At 45.1% G+C, this 20,327-nt stretch carries 8 protein-coding genes; 3 read left to right on the top strand and 5 right to left on the bottom strand.

The window, feature by feature from the left end:
• Nucleotides 1-26: 26 nt before the first annotated feature.
• The 4 genes from IEY13_RS09660 to IEY13_RS09645 all read right to left on the bottom strand — a co-directional run bounded on the left by IEY13_RS09660 (nucleotide 27) and on the right by IEY13_RS09645 (nucleotide 6,850).
• Nucleotides 27-1,400 carry a RagB/SusD family nutrient uptake outer membrane protein gene (locus tag IEY13_RS09660; protein ID WP_188951770.1) on the bottom strand — a complete coding sequence of 458 codons (1,374 nt, stop codon included), beginning with the start codon at nucleotides 1,398-1,400 and terminating at the stop codon, nucleotides 27-29.
• 3 nt (nucleotides 1,401-1,403) lie between these two features.
• On the bottom strand, nucleotides 1,404-4,880 hold the full coding sequence (locus tag IEY13_RS09655; protein ID WP_188951769.1) for a SusC/RagA family TonB-linked outer membrane protein: 3,477 nt from the start codon (nucleotides 4,878-4,880) through the stop codon (nucleotides 1,404-1,406).
• A gap of 335 nt (nucleotides 4,881-5,215) precedes the next feature.
• Entirely contained in the window at nucleotides 5,216-6,181 is a 966-nt protein-coding gene (locus IEY13_RS09650) for a FecR family protein (RefSeq protein ID WP_188951768.1), read from the bottom strand.
• A gap of 117 nt (nucleotides 6,182-6,298) precedes the next feature.
• Nucleotides 6,299-6,850, bottom strand: a complete 552-nt coding sequence (locus IEY13_RS09645) for an RNA polymerase sigma factor (protein ID WP_188951767.1) — start codon at nucleotides 6,848-6,850, stop codon at nucleotides 6,299-6,301.
• A 518-nt stretch (nucleotides 6,851-7,368) separates the two neighbouring features.
• Here IEY13_RS09645 and IEY13_RS09640 point away from each other — a divergent pair.
• Genes IEY13_RS09640 through IEY13_RS09630 form a run of 3 tightly spaced genes read left to right on the top strand, consistent with a single transcriptional unit; the run spans nucleotide 7,369 to nucleotide 17,062 of the window.
• On the top strand, nucleotides 7,369-11,295 hold the full coding sequence (locus IEY13_RS09640) for a hypothetical protein (RefSeq protein WP_188951766.1): 3,927 nt from the start codon (nucleotides 7,369-7,371) through the stop codon (nucleotides 11,293-11,295).
• A 25-nt stretch (nucleotides 11,296-11,320) separates the two neighbouring features.
• On the top strand, nucleotides 11,321-15,934 hold the full coding sequence (locus tag IEY13_RS09635) for a DUF6443 domain-containing protein (protein WP_188951765.1): 4,614 nt from the start codon (nucleotides 11,321-11,323) through the stop codon (nucleotides 15,932-15,934).
• A gap of 27 nt (nucleotides 15,935-15,961) precedes the next feature.
• The gene (locus IEY13_RS09630) at nucleotides 15,962-17,062 is read left to right on the top strand and encodes a hypothetical protein (protein WP_188951764.1); all 1,101 of its coding nucleotides are present in this window, start codon (nucleotides 15,962-15,964) and stop codon (nucleotides 17,060-17,062) included.
• A gap of 132 nt (nucleotides 17,063-17,194) precedes the next feature.
• Here the strand turns inward: IEY13_RS09630 and IEY13_RS09625 are convergent, their stop codons facing one another.
• A complete protein-coding gene (locus tag IEY13_RS09625; protein WP_188951763.1) occupies nucleotides 17,195-20,326 on the bottom strand; it encodes an efflux RND transporter permease subunit in 3,132 nt (1,043 codons plus the stop codon).
• Nucleotide 20,327: the final 1 nt, after the last annotated feature.

Genomic DNA, 20,327 nt, shown 5'->3' with positions numbered 1-20,327 from the left:
CGGGGAAGGTATTACCTTCTCCGTTTTTATCTTTCATTTTGAGTAATGCCACTTCTTTGAATGACTTCGTCTGGAATGGGAAGGGTGTATAGTTTGCTGCGTGGTGGTAAAATAATGAGTTGGTTGTTGGTAAAACGTTTGGGTTGAATGTTATAGCCCTCGCTGTTTAATCTTCTGATATCGCTCCATCGAAGCCCCCGCATGATTAATTCTTTTCTCCGTTCTTCTAAAATTAACCTGAGTGCAGCTAATGCATTATCGGCTTTAAGAGGTGTAAAGGCACTGTCAGCAATTCTGTTAATCATCAATTTGTTTAACCATGTTATAGCAGCCTGTGTGTTACCTTCACGTGCAAGGCATTCTGCCCGGTTCAGATACATTTCATCTACTGCCAGGCCGGTGTATAAAGTTACATTGGAGCCATCGTAAAAACCTTTTCTTCTGGGGTAGGTTTGGAATAGGTTAAAGAAGATGTATTTTCTTAAGTCAGCATTGCTGTAAGACCGGTAAACCAGGCTATCGATAAAAGCCATACCTGCCAAAGGTTGTATGCATTGGTATTGAAGAGAAGGGATTCGTGCATTGTACATGTTTTCAGGATTGATTACCCTGAACGGCATGCTACTGGAATGGGAGATATCGATGTTATAGTTGATAAGAGAATCATGCAGCTGCAGAGAGCTGTCCGCGTACAGGCCAGCCTGCGGATAGGAGCCCATGGAAAGATATACCCGGGATAGCATGGCATAAACTGATGCTTTGCTGGGACGGTTGCGGATGGTGCCTGGCGTCGCTGTGGCTACTAATGAAGCAGCCTGTTTAAGATCTGTTGTAATTTGTTGATAGGTTTGAGATAGGGAAGCACGTGTAATTGCTTCGTGAATATCGGATGATAGTTTTAACGGTATACCTGAATTTTGGCTGGCATTGCCACTGTTGAACGGAGGGGCAAATAGCTGAGCTACATTAAAAAAGGCAAAACTCCGTTTGAAGAGTGCTACGGCTTTTACGTTATTATAGTCTGCAGGCCTGTCTGTAATTGATAAATGGGCAAGTGCTTCTAAAACTACATTGCAATAAAACACCTGCTGATAGGGAGTATTCCAGTCGTATATATCCTGCGTACCTGCATAAATATCTCTTTCCCATAAGTAAGTATTGCGTTCTAAGATGGAACGTAGTGGGAGATAAGAGTCTGAGAAATAATAGTCATCTGCTGATAATTCTCCCAGACCACACGACCGGTCCATGATGGTTTCATTATCCAATAAATTATAACAGTCATCCAGCGTGGAAGGAATAAAGACATTATTGTCTGGCATCTCGTTTAATAAACTCTTTCTACAGGCTGGACTTGCGAAAAGCAGGCAGATCAGGAACAGTGTTATTTTGTTCTTCATTGCTTAAAAATTATAGTTAATGCCAGTGGTGCAGGAAAGAAGGGCAGGGAATACCCAGACGTGCGCAGAACCATGAGGGACATAGTCTGGGTCAATACCAGAGCGGTTAGCGCGCCATAAAATCCGGACATTATTTACATAAGTGTATATCGTGAATTTTTTACGTGATGGTTGCCAGGTGAGTTTAATGTCCTGCAATCTTATATGGTCTCCGCGTTCTACAAGCTCATCTGATACTTTATAAAAGTCATCTCTGTTTCCATCAAAGGGATAAATCAGAGCTGGTATGTTTGTGAAATTTTCATCTCCCGGTTTTTGCCAGCGTTGCCGGTATTCCGGATGCCCGGCACTGTTGTCTGCAATAATACTTGAATAGTTTAAACCGGGCTTTCGGAAAAAGTAGCCTGTTTTAAAGGTGAAAAATAAGGATAGTGAAAATTGTTTCCAGCTAATATTATGTATGACGCTGCCGAAGGTGGTTGGGTTGGTAGGGCCTTGATAATGGATGTTTTGTATATTTTGAGAATTGTAAATATTTATATAGTCGGTAGAGCGGGCTCCATTTAAGACACCAACGGGATTGCCCTGATCATTCAACCCCAGGTAAGGAAGGCTGTATAATGAATAGAGCGGCTTGCCTTCCACAGGATTTAACTCGATTGGTGTGAGGTAATTGGCAACAGATGGCTGTTTACGTGTATACTTTTTCACCTTGTCATTATTGTAACTGAGGAGAATAGCGATATTCCATTGTATATTACCTTTAACCGGGATTACATTCAGGGAAAGGTCGATGCCTCTTGCTTCTGTGCTGGCAGCGTTACCTGTATAAGTAGAGAAACCTGTTGTAGGATCTGCTGTTGCGGGGCCTATAAGATCAGAGCCATCTTTCTGATAAAACTCAAAGCTGCCATAAATGCGCTTTTGGAGCATGGAAAAATCTACACCCAGATTTATGATTCTTACTTTTTCCCAACCAAGATTAGCATTAGCGGGATTAGTAACTGTGCCGGAAAAAGACCCAAACCTGTTGGTTATTTTGGTTCTTAAGGCGGTAGTAAAAGCAGAAAGTCTGGTGTTGACATTGCCGGTATATCCCATAGTAGCCCGCAGTTTTAACTCCTCCAGCCAGTAGTTGCGCGGATAGAATTTTTCATTACTTATCAGCCAGCCTAACCCTGCTGACCATAAGGGAACACCTTTGTTGTTAATGTTTGCGCCAAACAGGTTAGACTCATCTCTGCGGAGGCTGGCACTGGCGAAATACCGGTTACGGAAAGTATAGTTGTTGCTGATGAACCAGGATAGGAAATTGTTATTTAATTGTTGCCGGGAGTTGATAAAAGGGATAGTGGAAGCTGTTCCGGTAACATAATTGCGATAAGCAATAGTATAATCTACCGGGATTTCTTTTTGAGTAGTATAATTGTATCCATATTTACGGATGGATGTAATTAGCGCATCCATCATTCGTATGTCATAACCGGCGATAGAGAAAAGACTATGTTCTTTCCCAAATGTTTGCTGGTATTGTGCCATCAGACGGGTGTTGTGAGAATTCAGATTTGATATTGCTTCATTCATTATTCCGTCTTTAGGGATGGGATTACTAACTGCACCATTAGCCGGATTGATTTGGGAATAGGTATTGATAAGGTTACGTGCTTCAAACATGGCCAGAGAATAATAATTCCGGGTTCTTTTGTTACTGGTGCTATATTGATAGCTAGCAGATAATTGCAGGCCTTTTATTAGTAGGTAGCGGGCCTGGAAGTTCAGACGGCCTTCATTTAACCGGTCTGTATTGTTTGCATTATTAAGTTGATCAAGCGGCCGGAATTTCCAATCTATTAATTTGCCGCCACCAGCTGTATCTGTATACATTCTTCCGTAACCGAAGGGTATAGTGAGTGCCTGTTTGTTTGAGTGAGCAAGCGCCAGATAAGGCCAGGGCATGGGGGAGTTATCGTTGTTTGCTTTGGTCAGACTTTGTGAAAGGGATGCTGCTGTATAAATTTCCAGATTCGTTTTGGGAATGCGGATGCTATTGGCTGCATAGAAGGTATACCTGTCGATGCCATTTCTTTTTAGTTCCTGCTGTTTTTTATTGAAACTGGCTGATACATAATAGTTGTCGTGCGAGGTTCCTCCTGCCACGCTTAGACTGTATTGCTGATTAAAGCCCTTGCGGTAATAATATTTGTCTAGATCTGTTCTGGTGTCTGTTGTTGTCAGTTGCTGCATTTCTTTTGCGGAATCCAGGCTGCTGAGCAGTCCCTTTTTGGTTCTTACCATAATCTCCACAGCAGGGGAGAGGACAGTGCTGGGCGCAATGTTGTTGTAATGCCCATTATTCATTAGAAAGGTTTCTATTTCAATGTAATCTGCAGGAGCAAGGGCTGGGCTATAGTATAAATCAGGCTGTTCAGAAAGGGTATAATTGGTAAAAAGCTTTACCTGTGGTTTTTGAAAATAGTGGCCTTTTTTAGTAGTGAATACAATTACGCCATTGCCGCTGAGGGCGCCCCAGATACTGGCACTTGCGGCATCTTTTAGTAGGGTTACTGATTCAATATCGTTAGGGTTAATATTGGCCAGATCGCCATCGAAAGGGAAGTTATCCATGATGATCAATGGCTGAGGACTGGAATTAATGGTGCTTCGCCCACGAACAGATAGTGTGCCCTCATTAGCGCCGCTTCCAAACGGTATGTTTTTAATAAACTGCATACTGCTCATCATACCCTCCAGCCTGTCCAGTATATTAGGGAGAATATTTCTGTTCACCAGTTGGTTGTCCATCACTGCAAATGAGCCGGTAGTGCGGTCTTTATTCAGTTGCTGATAACCGGTGCTGACTGCTACCGTGTCCAGCGGTTTGTTATCAATACGTTGCAGAAGAATCTGTAATACTCCATTGCCGTTTATTACCCGATGATAGGGAAGATAGCCTATGGCATTCACCTGCAGGGTTTTGCCGGGTGTAATGCGGGTAATAGAGAAGTGGCCGTTGCTGTCCGTTATCTGTCCGCGTTGTACATCCTGCAATTGCACACTGGCACCTTCTATAGGAAAGCCTATGCTGTCGCGGATATAACCACTTACCGTATAATATATTACAGTGTCTTTTACCTGCGGTGCCTGTTGCTGCTGCGGGGTGATAACAATTTGCCCGGAAATATATTGATAGACAAATGGGCGGTTGTGTAGCAGCAGCGCCACCCATTCGGATACTGTTTTTTCTGCACGCGGAATATTGCCGGTGGTATAAGCTTGCAGCAGGGCGGGAGAGAAGGTGAAGCGGACGCCGGATTGGGTTTGTAGCTGACTGAAGGCATCTGCCAGCGGTATGTTGTTGAATTGCAGTGTTATTTTCTGATGGATGTTTTGCGCGTATACGGAAAGGGAGGCATGCATTGCCAGCAACAGCAATGGGATGAATAGCAGTGTTTTGGCCTTGTGGCTAGGTTTCCATTTCATGCGGCGTAGATGCTTGCTTCCTGCCTGCAGGAATAAAAGAAATACAACAAGCTTTTTGTGTATAGCAATGAAATAGAAAGTTAATGAAAAATGTTTATACATTTTGTTCCGGGCAAACGAATTTGCCCGGGAACAAAATGTATTCCCCGCATGGGATGTTTTCAATTGGAACGGTGTAAATAAATAGGTTAGCAACCGTACCGTTTTTAATGAAACTTCCTGTGGACACAGAAAATCAGCTTTAGTCAGATATCTTCGTTTTTAACCAGAAAACAAAGTATATAAATAAGATACCTGAACCAGGAAAACGGGGGATGGTACGGTGAAAAATATTTTTATTTTTTGGAAATGACTACCTGTTGGCCGTTGATGTGGTAAGTGGTGCCGGTGGCGGCGCAAAGAATATCAAGCATTTGTAAAAGTGTGGCGTTGCCGGAAAGGGTGGTGCTTACGGTAAGGGTAGCAATAGCGTTAGTGGCAAACTGAATGGTTACGCCGAAGCGGGAGGAGAGGCGGTTGGCAATTTGCTGCCAGGTAAGGTTGTTGAAGCTGAGTTCAGCATTCAGCCAGCTGGTAGCTTTTTCCTCTGTTGTTGTATAGGCGGTAAACTGATTGCCTTCAATACTGGCTTCCAGACCCTGGCTGGCGGCTAGTACCTGCAGCAGTTGCTGGCCTCTTTCTACTTTTACTTTGCCGGAGGTAACGTTAATGCTTACCTGTCCGGAATTGGGCAGCGCGGTTACCGAAAAAGTAGTGCCGAGTACAGTGGTGTTTACCTTACTGGTTTGTACGATAAAGGGTTTGCCTGCATTGCGGGCAACATCGAAATAGGCCTGTCCCGTAAGTTGTACGCTGCGCTGAGATTGTCCGAATTTTTTGCTGAAACGCAGGGCAGAGCCTTTTTGCAGAATAACGATACTGCCATCGGAAAGCGTTATATAGCGGTCGGCGTTATCTGCGGCAAGTGTAACAGTACGGGGAGTAATGGTGAGCAGGGTAATAACGGCTGCAGCAACAGCAGCGGCAGCAGCACTGCGCCAAAGCCATCGTTTTTTTGTTATGCTTTTTGCTTTTGCGGCTTCTTTCTGTAGCAGCCTTTGTTCTATGGCCTGCCAGGTGGGTAATGCAGGAGTAGCTGACTGAGACAGATAAGGTTGTGCCGCTTCCTCCATAAATGCATCTATGGCAGTTTCCTCTTCCTGATTCAGAAGGGACAGCAGTTCTCTGGTTTCCGCCTCGGTAGCGGTATTGTTGTTAAAAGCGTTCCATAAATACTGAAAACGCTGTTTCTCCTGTTGCATACAATAAAGTTAAGCTTCTCATGCGTTTGTTTTGTCCGTGGGATGCCGAGAAAGTAAACTGTGTATGGCGCCGGGTATGCTGTGCATGCATACCTTTACGAAAAATACCGGAAAGCGTTATGCCCCCAGTAATTTGAAATTAGTACGAAGATCGTTTAAGGCATTGCTGAAATGCGATTTTACGGTTTCTTCCGACAGCTTCATTTCAACGGCTATTTCGCGGTTGGTGAACTTTTCCTGTTTTTTGCGCACCACCTCTTTCCGTTGCGGAGTCAGCTGCTCTATACTTTGATTGAGTAGGCTGATGGTTTCGTTTTCATGCATTTCCTGGTACGGATTAACAGCCTTTGGGAGGCGGTCGGCAATATTTACAGCAATGCGCCGCTGGTTGTTACGCGCTTCTATAAACCGCAGAATCATATTGCGGCATAGTTTGCGGAAATAAGCCGCCGGCTTTTCTGCATACAGCAGATGATCCCGGCCGGTCCACAGTGCTTCAAAACTATCCTGCGTAAGATCACGGGCGGTTGCCGGATCTTTAATCATGCCCAGGAAGGTGTAATAGACTGCTTCTTTGTTCCTTTCGTACAAAGCGCCCAGTGCTGAAAGGTCGCCCGAGGCTACTTTTTTATAAAGCAGCTCTTCTGAACAAAATGGAGTAGTTGCCACGTTACTATTGGTTTGTTTGCGTATAGTTATAGATGTATAGAGATACCGTTTGATTAATTTAAAATGTTTTTAAAGGTTGGTTAAGGGAAGAAGGCAACGGTTAGGTTGCAAGCATCGGTATAGCTAAGATACTATTTTAGTATAGATAAAATACAATAAAAAGGAGCATATATAACAACAGTGTGTGTAATAGATTTTGATAGAAAAACTGTTATGAAATGTATGTGAGCGACTTATGTGTAGTACAGGTGTGACGTGAAAATAGCACTTTTCTGCCTTTTTGAGAGAGCAAGCTGATGTAAATAACTAATTAGCAATCCTTTTCATCAGTTGTTCGTTGTTAGCTATCTTTGCTGCACCTTAAACTTTTTAAAAGACAAAATATGCGGAAACGGCTGTTATTTCTGCTAAGGGCGGTGCTATTTCCCCGCCTGAAGCTAAAAGCTTTCCTGTCAGTTTCAGTAAACTCTGCTGTTCTGCCGTTTTATTACCCTATTTCCTAAATCATCTCTCCTGTTATGAACAAATTTATTGTATTGATGATCAATGCGCTGGCATTGGTTGGTTTTCGCAGTTATGCGCAGGTGGATATTCAAACCGGGTCATCTGTGTGGTCGGTACCGGTATATTCGCACAGCGATCCTAAAAGTGGTCTATCTCACGCGGTAAGTCTGGATTATAGCTCTGGACAGGGCATTAAAACAAACCAGGTGGCCTCCAATGTAGGACTGGGCTGGTCTTTATCAGCCGCCGGACAGGTGGTACGTATGGTGAACGGTTTACCGGATGACCAATATAATCCGGAGCCGGAAGTAGACGGCATGGACGATTATACAGCCAGCCATAACATTTATGGGCAAACCAACGCTGGTTTATTGGCGAAATACTATCCCAACGGGTACCTGTATAAGAAGTATGACATAAACTATCTGCCTTTGCAGCAGGCTTTTCAGGCCAGATTTAAGCAGGGAGAGCATTTTGATTATATGATTGCGCCTAAAGCTGCGGAGGATACCGAGCAGGATATGTTTATGGTAAACCTGAACGGAGCCTCCAAAACCTTTGTGATTGGAAGGGACTTTACAGTAAGGTATACTGACGGCAGTTTTTTGCAAACGCACATTATAAAGGAGGAGAAGACAGATCGCGGTTTATACAATCAGAATATACAAACCAAGATACTGGGATTTGTGATAACCGATGAACATGGAGTAGAATATACCTTTAATAAGTACGAACTGGAGGAATTGCATGAAGTAACCGATGTGGGCCGTTTTTCGAACGTAAATAAGCGGCATAAGCCCACGGGAAAGTACGTTATTAATAAATGGGTGCTGACTTCTATACGTGAGCCTTTTTCGCAGCGTGAGATACAGTTTGAATATGAAACCCAGCATTGGGAATATGTAACGGATATTATACTGAACAGGGTAGGAGAACCTATGCGTGGGGAGAAACCGGAAACACAACTGGTGAGGGGTATTTCATCTCTCATTTGTAATGCAAGTACTTATACGCAGGTGTTAAGTGCTGTAGTTTATCCGGATAATGTAAGAGTGCAATTGCACTATAATCCGGTATTGCGGGCAGATATTTCAGGTGCTGCCGCTGTAAGCGGGATTGAAGTGTTTTCAGGCAGCACACGGCTGCGGAGGCTTACTTTGGATATGGGATATTTTTCGGGTAAAGAAGTGCTGGATGCGGCAGTGGTGCCTGCACAGTCGTTAGATGCTATTAAAACCGCAGGGTATTATTATCGGGATGATGTGCTGGATATTTATCGTTACAGACTTGCTTTGCTGAAGGTACATGTAATTGACACCTATGGGGTGGACGAGGAGCTGCATGAGTTTGAATATTATACAGGGGCGGAAAGTGCAGATGCAGGTGTTTGTGTGCCCGGCCGCCTCAGCTTTCGACGGGATTTTTCCGGCTTGTATAACAAGAGCATGGATATTGCGGTTTCGCAGCAGTGGGGCACCACTTTATTTCCAGTTAATTATAACGGCAGGCATTTTGACGATACAGAGGAGGCTAAATGCGGATTGCTGAAATCGGCCCGGAATCCTTTGCGTGGTACTACTGTTTATAAATACCGTACCGATTACCTGGCTACTATACCCAGAAATGCAGTATTGGTGGATGAAGTGAGGCTACTGGATCTGGATGGAAGAGAGGCACAGGCGAAAGCTTACGGTTACCCTTATCCGGTAGCTTCCAGCGGTTTTAGCAGAACAGTGTACAATACCAATCTGGGCCCATCGGTTAATACCAGTTTGATTGGCCGTACTTACCATTTGGTATATAATAAGGATGGAGATCGCCCTTTTGTTGGCCGGTATATTTTGTATATGGCCCCCAGCCCTGCCGCTGCAACCCTGCAAAGCCTTACCAGCAGAATTATTACAGAGGCACTGACCCCCTATCTGGGTTCTATAGGAGGGCAACTGGCCGGGCAACTGATTGCCAATGTGTTGGGGGGCATTATTGATAGTTTGTTTGGCAGCGATACCGCTGAATTTGAGCTTATTTCAACAGGGCCTAATGTGATATGGGATTATAACCCGCTGCCGGTACTGATGTCGGAGGTAACAGAGTACGAAATTGTAAATGGAACAAAATATGCCGCAACGGCTTACAGGTATAAGAGTAGCCTGGATGTATGGATGGAGTCGTATGATATTAACAAATTTCCTATTGAAAAGTATGATTATCCGTACTCTGGTAAGCAAATGGTAGAGCCGGAGCGGCTGGGACACTTGATAAGTGTTACCAAACTGGACAGGGCAGGAGAGGTGATTTATGAAAAAAAATACGATTACAACTACCAGAAAGAGGTGTTGGACAACAGCTTTAAGTCGGTAAAATATGGTGCTACACGATATTATTCCGGTGCCTTTAATATGTCGCCTCAACCGTATGACAATGGCACCATTAACAGTTCATGGATGGTGGCGGATGCCTATAATTGTATGGTTGGTCATAACTTTATGGTAGATGAAAGCGAACGTTACCTGAAGCTGCCTGATGGCCGAAACAGCGAACCTGCCAGAGTACACCATACGTACAATTCCAGCAATAATTTGCCTAAACGGTCGTACCGGATAAACAGTGATGGTAAATGGAACGGAAGTAGTATGTTTTATGCTTCGGACTATTGGGATACTTATACCGGAAACACTATTCTGCAGCAGATGAAAGGCAGCAATATGCTGCGGAGAACAGTAGCTGTATTAACCTGGACGAGAGCTTCGGCCACAGCTCCGGTATTTCTGGTAACGGGCGTAACCCTTACTGAATATGATGCTGTTACCATGCGGGAAAGTGTGGTAAAAACCTACCCGCTTACCGCTCCGCTACAGATAACTGAGGAACAACTGGATGAATTTGATGCCTTTACCTTACCTGCATGGCTAACGGGTAGTGGCATAGCAGCGTCTGTAGACAGCAGAAAAGTATATAAGAACTTTATGTTGTCTGAAACCTGGACGCGCAATAACACCAGCTGTGTTACCATTAAATATGATGCGGAAACTTTATTGCCTGCTGCGGCTGTTGAAAACGCGACAGATGCAGAAGTTGCTTACACCTCATTTGAACACAGCGATAAAGATGGCTGGCAGTATAATAATACCGGTATTACTACAGGTGGGCTTATGGGCTTTTTTGCTTTTAACCTGCAGACCGGTACGTTAAAAAAAACAGAATTGAATGCTTCCAAAACTTTCCGTGTTACTTTATGGAGCACTGATAACAGCACACTTGTGAACGGTGTTGCTGGTACTACTCTCTTTAGCAGACCGGGATGGGTACTGCTGCAGTACATGGTTACCGGACAAACACAGGTAGTGATTTCAGGTACAGCTACTATTGATGAAGTGCGGTTGCTGCCAGCTAATGCGCGGATGAAGACTTTTGATTATGATGGCGGAACCCGCAAGCAACGTGCTGAAAATGATATGAACAACCGGGTGGCTTATTTTGAATACGACGGCTGGCAGCGGTTAATTGTGGCGCGTGATGAGAATAAGGATATTATTAAGAGATATTGTTACACCGCCGCTGGTAAGGAAAGTGCCTGTAAGGAGCCGGGTGAATATGTGTCAGCAAAGTGTGAGCATGTGTATGCGAAGCTCACGTATGAGAACCATTCTTATTCGAATGGCAGGACGTATGCAGATATTGTGGTGCGCTTTTATGCAGACCAAGCCCGCCAGCAACCCTGTGCGGTACGTGACCTGACCATTAGCTGGACGAATAGAAATGGCTGCCTTACCGTACCCTCTCTTTTTGGGGGCTCGAGGACAGTAAGTGGATGGTCTGTAGTATTGGGTAAAAGGGTATTTGTTGGACAGAGTACAGGAACCTGTCCTACCTGTCCGTCCGTTTATTGTGATAATCAATATTTACTACAGGCGGGAGCCGGTTATGATGTAGTATACTAAAGTTTAAATGCAAACACAGATATATATGAAAAAAGTGTTGGTATTGTTGTTAGTGATTTTGGGGGTAAATGCCTCCGTTGCACAAACACCTTCTTCTGTTACAGAATGGAGTATAAAACGACAGGGAGTTAAGCTGCCAGATGATGTATTGCAGCTGTCTCCGGCAGACGGAACAGTAAGTGTAACGTATAAAGACGGCTTTGGCAATAAGACACAAACGATAGTGAAGAGAGGGAGCCCGCAACTGAAAGATGTGGTAAGCTTTAGCGTATATGATGATAAGGGCCGCGAGCCCAGGCAGTATTTGCCTTACGTGGCCAATACCAATAATGGTTCCTTTCAGCCGGATGCACCTGCCAGCCAGGCTCTTTTCTTTAACAATTTGTATGGTGGGGCGGGATATGCTTATGAGGAAACCGGATTTGAGCAGAATGGACTGGCGCGGGTTAACAAGCGATCGGATGCCGGCGCAAACCAGGTAGGTAGTGAGAGGGGGCGTGAGATGTTATACGATTTTAATACCAACGCTGAGGAAGTGCATATATGGCATATTGGCAATGGTGAAAATAACCTGCCTTATACCGGTGCCAGCGAATGGTTTGGAGATGGGGTATTATCAAAAGAAGTGGTTAAAGATGAAAAAGGAGTTAAAACCATTACTTACGCCGATTATCGTGGCAGAATTCTGTTGCAGAAAGTACAGCTGGAATCGGGTACAGCTTTAACCAATACACATGCCGGCTGGCTGTGTACTTATTTTGTGTATGACGATTTTGATCAGCTGCGTTATATTGTATCACCCAAAGCGGTTGCCTGGCTACAGGGTAATAATTGGGCAATGACTACAGGAGTTGCTGACGAGCTTTGTGATAAGTACTATTACAATGGATATGGTGATATTGTGGCCCAGCGTATGGCTGGAGGAGGATTGGTGGAAACTGTGTATGACAGGAAGAGGAGACCGGTATTTGTGCGCAGTGCGCTGGATAAAGCGAGAGGACGCTGGAAAGTTACTTTCAGCGATGAGCAGGACCGGCCGGTTATAAAAGGTTTTATGGTGAGTGCATTGGAAAGAACCGTATTAGCGGAACAGGTGGCAGCTAAAGAGGTTACCCCTGTTGCTATGTCGGCTGGGGCTACGGATAACAGCGGTGCGCTGGAAAGGCTACGGATAGCATTGAGAGAGCAGGGGCGGCTGAAATATATAGCTGGTGAGGAGATTACGATAGAAGCTGGGTTTGAGTCGGAACTGAATGCGGAGTTTGAGGCATTTATTGAGAAAACAATTCCTGCCGGTACCGGCCAACAGGTGATGGTAGCAGGTAATTTTATGCCCTCCAATACCCAGCTGACAACATTGGAGGTACATTATTACGATGACTATTCTTATTCGGGGGCAAAGGCTTTCAGTAGCAGCTACCGGTTTGCGGCTACCAATGATTTGAACGTAATGCCTGTGACAAAAACACTGCGGACACTGAATAAGCAAACAGGTGTTCAGTACCGGATTATTGATGACGAAGATTATACTACGGATGGTTTTATTACTGCCACCACTTATTATGACGAGCGGGACAGAGAAACACAACAGCTGGCAGATAATTATCTGAAGGGAATGGATGTAACTACTTTGCAATATAATTATGCGGGGCTGTGTTTGGGAGTTAGTGTAAACAGAAATGTGCCTGGTACTTCTGTCCGTGATTTTTACGAAGGTTCAGCTTATGTATACGATGACGGCGGTCGTATAGTGTCGGTGGCTAAAAGTTACAATACTAATACCTGGAAGCGCGTGGTGGCCTATAGTTATAATGCGCTGGGGCAACTGTCGCAGCAGGTATTATCGCCTGATTACAACAGTAATGCTGGTATTGAAACCCGCGATTTAACCTATAATGTAAGTGGCACACTTACCGGTATTAACAAAAATTATGTAACAGACCAGTCGGTATCTTCACAATGGAGCCGTGCTTTTGGCGAAATAATAGGCTATGATAATGGAGAAAATGGTATTTTTTCAGCGGCCCGTTATGATGGTATTATTGCAGGCAATGCATGGAAAAGCCAGGGGGATAATAAACCAAGGCGCTATAACTATGAATACACCAATGCCGGCGCTTTAAGTAAGGCTTTATTTACCCAGAAAGAGAATCCCGGTTCAGGTATCTGGGCAGCTGATAAAACAGACGCCTCTATGCCGAAGGCTACGTATGACGGAAACGGTAACATTACCGCACTGCAGCATAGGGGAAATTTGCCCGGCAAGGGTGCGCCTGTATTGATTGACAATCTTACTTATCAGTATGATAAACAGGAGAACAGCAACCGTTTAACGGCGGTAACGGATGCAGTAACCGGCAACGCGAATGGTTCAGTGGGGGATTTTGTAAATGGAACAGGAGTACCTGCCGTACAGTATACGTACGATGACGCTGGTAATCTGATAAATGACTGGAATAAAAATATCAGGGCTGCCGGGGAAGACGGTATAAGGTATAATATACTAAACAGACCCTGGAAGGTAACCAGGCAGGAGAAAGCTACCCTACAGTATGTATACGATGCTGCCGGTAATTTGCTGGCAAGAAAAGTTACCAATACAGCGGTTAGCCCTAATACAGTGGTTTGGAAATATTACCTTGATGATCTGGTGATACAGGATAATGTTCCGGTATATTTTCGTAACGAAGCTGGCCGCCTTCGCATAAGTCAGGCAGCTAGCAGTGCTGCTGATGCAATGCCGGCACTGACTATTGGTGGAAATGAGGAATTACTGATAGACGGGAAAGCTGCTTTTTATGATTTTTATGTAACTGACCACCTGGGTAGTACACGTGCGATATTAACAGAGGAAACGCATGTAGAAGATCATATGGCCACCATGGAGCTGAGCAATACCACCCGCCAGGCATATGAAGAGCGCGTGTTTGGTCAGGTAACTGCTGCGGGAGAACCCGCTGCTGCCAATGAAGTTAAGAATACGCGCAGAGATATGCCGGTGGCATGGGGCAGCCATTATAATGATGCCGGTAATAAAAAAGCCAGCATGCTGAATAAAAACACCCCGGTAGGCCCCAACATGCTGCTGAAAGTAATGGCGGGGGACGAGCTGAATGTGCGCACGGACTATTTTTATAACGAAACCCCCACGGGTACAGATAACGGGTTGCCGCAGATAGTGCAATCGCTGATAGGCGCCTTTAGTACCAGTGCGCCGGCCATTGAGGCGGGAGCAAAGGATGCTGTGGCCCAGCTGCAGGCTCAGTTGCTTAATTCGGGAGACCTGCTGGCTTATGCCAATAACCCGGATAATAATATAGCAGGCTCTGCTGCACCGAAGGCTTATCTGAACTGGCTGTTTCTGGATGAAAATTTTCAACCAGTGCCTTACGATGCCACATCAGGAATGGGTAGCGGTGCCCAACGGGTAACTGCCGCCGGAGATGGACAGGCTCCGCTTGTAAGAGCGGGCATTAAGGTGCCGGCCAACGGTTATGTGTTTGTATACGTAAGTAATACCAGTACTACCAATGTATGGTTTGATAATTTTACGGTGAGACATACACGCGGCCGTTTGCTGGAAGAGCAGCATTATTATCCTTATGGATTACAGATTGCAGCTATCAGCAGCAAAGCTTACGGTAAACTGGATAACCGTTTTGGCTTTCAGGGATTGTACAGCGAGTATGAGCCTGAAACCGGCTGGAATAATTTTCAGCTACGTGATTATGATGCACAACTGGGCAGGTGGATGGCCGTGGACCCGTATGCACAATATGCAAGTGGATATACCGGTATGGGAAATAATCCGGGAGGACTGGTAGATAAGGATGGGGGGATGACGCATGCAGGCGGGGGAGCTGGTTCGGTGGTAGGACTTGTAGTGGGCGCAGCCATGCCGTATGTAATAGAAGAGGTATTCAATGTAAATATTCAGTATAAAGGGCTTTGGGTTGCAGCAGGAGCATTTTTAGGTGCTGGTGTTGGTTATGCTTTAGGTGAAACCTGGTTTCCGGAGGCAAGCTATTCTGCAGGTTTCGGGGATAATCTGGCAGCTTTTTACAAAGGTGTTTTTGGTGCAAATGAAGATGATCAGGTAAACTTCGGATCTTTGTTCAAAAGTACCAATGGCGGCGGCAGAGCAGCTGTACCTGATGTTTGGGGTTGGGTAGGTAATGTGACCGGTGGAATTTCGGATATATTTGCGTGGCTTAAAACCATTAAGTTACCATCTATACCTGTGAAGGAGATTGTAACACCCAAAAATTTTCTCCTGGAGATTTACTTTAAGAAGAGTACTTCTGACCTGGATGATAAGAAAAATAATAGTAAAAAACTGGATCGTCAGATAAGAAAATTAGACCGGATACTGACCGGAAATAAAACAGTTACTGTGTTTATTAAAGGGGGATTGAAGAAGGCGGATGATGGTAGTGATATAGAAGCTCCGGAAGGTACACCAGAAGGCGGTGACTACTACTATAAATATAGAAGTGCAACCGAGTTGGCGGAAGACAGGGCAATTAAAGCACGCAAGCTGGTTCAACAACGTTTGATTGTGCTTTATGCAGACAGGATTAAAATTGAAGGCGGTTATGAAACCGGTGATTGGAGAGCATCAGGAAAACTTAAATATTAAAAAGGTATGAAGTGTAAATGGTTAGTTATGGTGGCAATTTTAGTATTGCCATATTGGAGCCTATATGCCCAGCCGCGTTTTGATTTTTACGGAAATATGGTAGTGCTACCAGTTTTATCGTCTGCAGATGAGCAGGGGCTTGTAAACGGAACGGTACCTGACCCGGTAAAAAAAATGCTGCTTACCGGGCAGGAGAGTTTTCACCTGGGGGACTGGAGCACGGTACTTTTTTTAAAAAAATATGTAGCGGCACAGTTACCTGCAAAAACGAAAAATGAACAGGCAAAGGCATTGTCTGCCTTGCTTTCGTTGGCTGGCTTGAATCACGCAACCGCCAGTAGAAAAGATGGTACTCAGCAGGTATTGGTGAATGTAGGCGGAACTTTTTATTATAGTGCGCTTACTTTAAAGCAGGATGGGATGAGGTTAATAGCGCCGGAAGTGAGGTTGGATGAAGATGTTCAGGATATCACCCCGGTACTGATGAAAGGAAAAAATATCTGTTTAGATGCTCCTGCTCCGGAACTGAGCGGCAGCGATTACCGGCGGAAGACCTGTACCTTTTTCAATATTGCTACGGATGCAGAAGACAGTATTGAGTTTCGTTATTCTCCGCGGTATATCAATTTTTCCCATGATTTTCCTATGAGTATCAGGGGCGATGGATATAAAAATTATCCTGTAAGCGCAGGCTTTAAGAGTAGCCTGTTTCAGGCGCTGGATAAAAAGATTGCAGTATGTAAGAATAAAACCGACAGCATGCGTTTTGTGCTTCGTTTTGCGCAGTCTGCCATAGAAAGCGGGGATAACGAAGATATGTTTGGGTATGCAGGATACCCAAGTTACCCGGAGCATACACTCAGCCTGGCTGAAGGAGATTGTGATGATAAGTGTTGTTTATATGTATTTCTGCTGAAGAAATACTTTCCTGCCCAGGCTGTTGTTATGTTGTATTACAAAGAGCATCTTCAGGTAGGCGTGGCAGATACTATGTTTGATGGCGCCACCGAAGGATACGTGCTATATAAGGGCAGAAAATATATGGTGGCTGAAACCATGGATAGTGTGGGCGAACTTGGGACTGTTTTTAATACGCTGGGCCAGCCCCTGGCTATTTATGAGGAGTAGAGAAAGGTATAGCAGCTGAAAATAGAATGATTAGAAAAAAAGGCGGGCCCTGGGAACAGGGCCTGCGTGTGTTTGGACATGACTGTAGTGCCTAAACCGAAATGGCACCACAAAACGTTGATACGGTTATGATTATATCATGCCCGTATTGGGTAATTGTTTTTTGTTGCTTCTTTTATGAATAAACTGATGCACCATGGTATACAGTATAGGTAAAATGAGCAATGTTAAAACGGTTGAGGTAACCAGCCCTCCGATAACAACTATAGCCAGCGGCTTTTGTGTTTCGCTACCAATGCCGTGACTGGTGGCAGCAGGCAGCAGGCCAATGGCAGCCATAAGGGCCGTCATTACCACGGGGCGTACCCGGCTGATAACCCCATTGCGTATAGCCTGATGCAGCGGCATTTTGGCTTCGAGATTTTTACGGAATACACTGATGAGGATAACTCCGTTTTGTATACACACCCCGAACAAGGCTATAAAACCAATACCGGCACTGATACTAAAGTTCATACGCGTAATGTGCAGGGCCAGAATGCCCCCTATTAACGCAAACGGTACGTTAAGTATGGTAAGAATAGAATCTTTTACATTACCAAACGTAATAAACAGAATGAGGAAGATGGCCAGCAGACACACAGGCACTACGGTGCTGAGGGTTTTGGTGGCACGCTGCTGGTTTTCGAATACACCATTCCACGTCATATTATACCCCGCCGGCAGTTTTACGGCAGCGTTTACTTTGGCCTGCGCCTCTTCAATGGTGCTACCCAGATCGCGCCCGCGGACGCTGAATTTTACCGGTATATAGCGCATGTTGTTATCGCGGTATACGAAAGCCGGGCCCGTAAGGGTTTGAATATGTGCTATTTCACTTAGCGGTATTTTTACCCCATCCTGCGTGGGTATCATCAGTTGTTCTATTTCTTCCTGCGTATCGCGGAAGTCTTTCTGGTAACGGATGCGGATATCAAACTTACGTTCTCCTTCATACAGCTGGGTAGCTGCTTTGCCACCTACTGCCATTTCAATAACATTCTGTGCATCGGCCGTGCTGATGCCGTATAAGGCCATTTTCTGCTGATTAAGACCAATGCGGAATTCGGGCTGCCCCAGATTGCGCAGTACGCCCAGATCTTCCACGCCTTCAATTTTACCCAGCACACTTTGTATGTGGGTGGCCAGGGTATCGAGCGTGTTAAAATCGCTGCCGAATACCTTAACGGCCAGGGAGGCGGGAATACCTGCTACTGCTTCATCTACGTTATCGCGGATGGGTTGGCTGTAATTGAGCAGCAGGCCGGGTATTTTACTCAGCTGCTGATTCATACTGTCTATCAATACCTCTGTGCTTACGCCTTTACGCCATTCGCTTTTAGGTTTGAGATCTACCCCTATTTCTACGTTAAAGAAGCCTTTGGGATCGGTACCATCGTTGGTGCGGCCTACCTGGGTAAGGGTATGCCTTACTTCGGGATAGCGGCGGATAATGGCGCTCATTTTATCGCCTATTTCGCGGCTCTGGTTTAAAGAGGCGCTCATGGGTAGTTGTGCTTTTACCCACAGGGCACCCTCATCCAGATCGGGCAGAAACTCGGAGCCGAGAAACTTAAAGCTGAAGAAGGATACCGCCATGAAAGCAATGGATACCAGCAGGCTGGCTTTGGGGTATTTATACGTACGATCGAACAGATTACGGATACCGTTTTCGAAAAAGCTGACAACGATGTTGTGCTTTTCGCGCACGTTTTTGCGCAACAGAATGCTGCTGAGTGCGGGTACCAGTGTAAGGGTGAATAATAAGGCACCTAGCAAGGCGAAGCTGAGGGTGTATGCCAGCGGACTGAACATTTTACCTTCTACCTTCTGAAAAGCGAATATGGGTATTAAACAGGTGATAATGATAAGCTTGCTGAAGAAGATGGCCTTACCCATTTCTGCACCTACCTGTTTAAACAGGCCCAGTTTGGCCAGCTTGTTGAATTTTTCCATACCCACCTGCCGGGCTTTATGATCCATAGCCACAAACAGGCCCTCTACCATTACCACGGCCCCATCTATGATAATACCAAAGTCAATGGCGCCCATAGAAAGCAGGTTGGCGCTCATGCCTTTTAACCGCATACACATAAAAGCAAACAGCAGACTGAGCGGAATGATAATGCTAACGGTAACGGTGGTACGCCAGTCGGCCATAAACAGCAACACAATGGCGGTTACCAGCACAATGCCTTCTACCAGGTTGTGTAATACGGTATTGGTGGCAAATTCCATGAGGGTAGTACGATCGTAAAAAGGAACAATTTTTACATCTTTGGGCAGAATGTTGTTATTGAGTTCTTCTACTTTGGCATGAATGCGTTCCAGTACCTGCGCGGTGTTTTCGCCCTTGGTCATTACCACAATACCTTCAATTACATCGGGGTTTTTATCCAGTGCTACCTGGCCCAGGCGGGGCTTGCCGGCTTCTTTTACGGTAGCCACATTTTTTACCAGAATAGGTACGCCATTTTGTTTGGTAATGATAACGTTTTCAATTTCATCGATGCGGTTTAGCAGACCAATACCGCGTACCACATAGGCCTGGCCATTGCGTTCAATTACATCGCCCCCTACGTTGATATTGCTTTTGGCTACTGCATCGTACACATCCAGCGAACTGAGGCCGTATTTGATAAGATAGTTGGGGTTTACGCCAATTTCAAAGCTTCTTTCCTCGCCGCCGAAACAGTTTACATCGGCAATGCCGGGAACGGATTTAAACTGCCGGTCGAGCACCCAGTCCTGTATGGTATACAACTCTCTGATATTACGGGTATTGCTTTTAAGCGTATACCGGTACACCTCGCCGGTAGGGCCGTAGGGAGGCTGTATTTCGGGCTTAATACCATCGGGCAGGTCTACGTTCATAATACGCGCCATTACCTGCTGGCGGGCAAATGCATCATCTACATTATCGTCAAATATCAGCCGTACATAAGACAGACCAAAGGAAGAGGTGGTGCGCAGGTTTATTTTTTTCTGTACACTGTTAAGCACCGTTTCCATAGGAATGGTAACGAATTTTTCTACTTCTTCCGCACTGCGGCCCGGCCACTGGGTAATAATAATAATCTGGGTATTGGTTACATCGGGGAAGGTATCTATGGGCGTGTTTCTATAGCTGATAAAGCCTATAACGCCCAGTACTGCTGTTAAAAAAAATACCAGGTACCGGTGCCGTAGTGAAAAATGGATAATATTTTTAATAAACTTGTTCATG

Origin of the sequence: Filimonas zeae (assembly GCF_014641615.1) — a bacterium.
Taxonomy (GTDB): Bacteria; Bacteroidota; Bacteroidia; order Chitinophagales; family Chitinophagaceae; genus Filimonas; species Filimonas zeae.
This window is presented reverse-complemented; position numbering and strand designations above follow the sequence as displayed.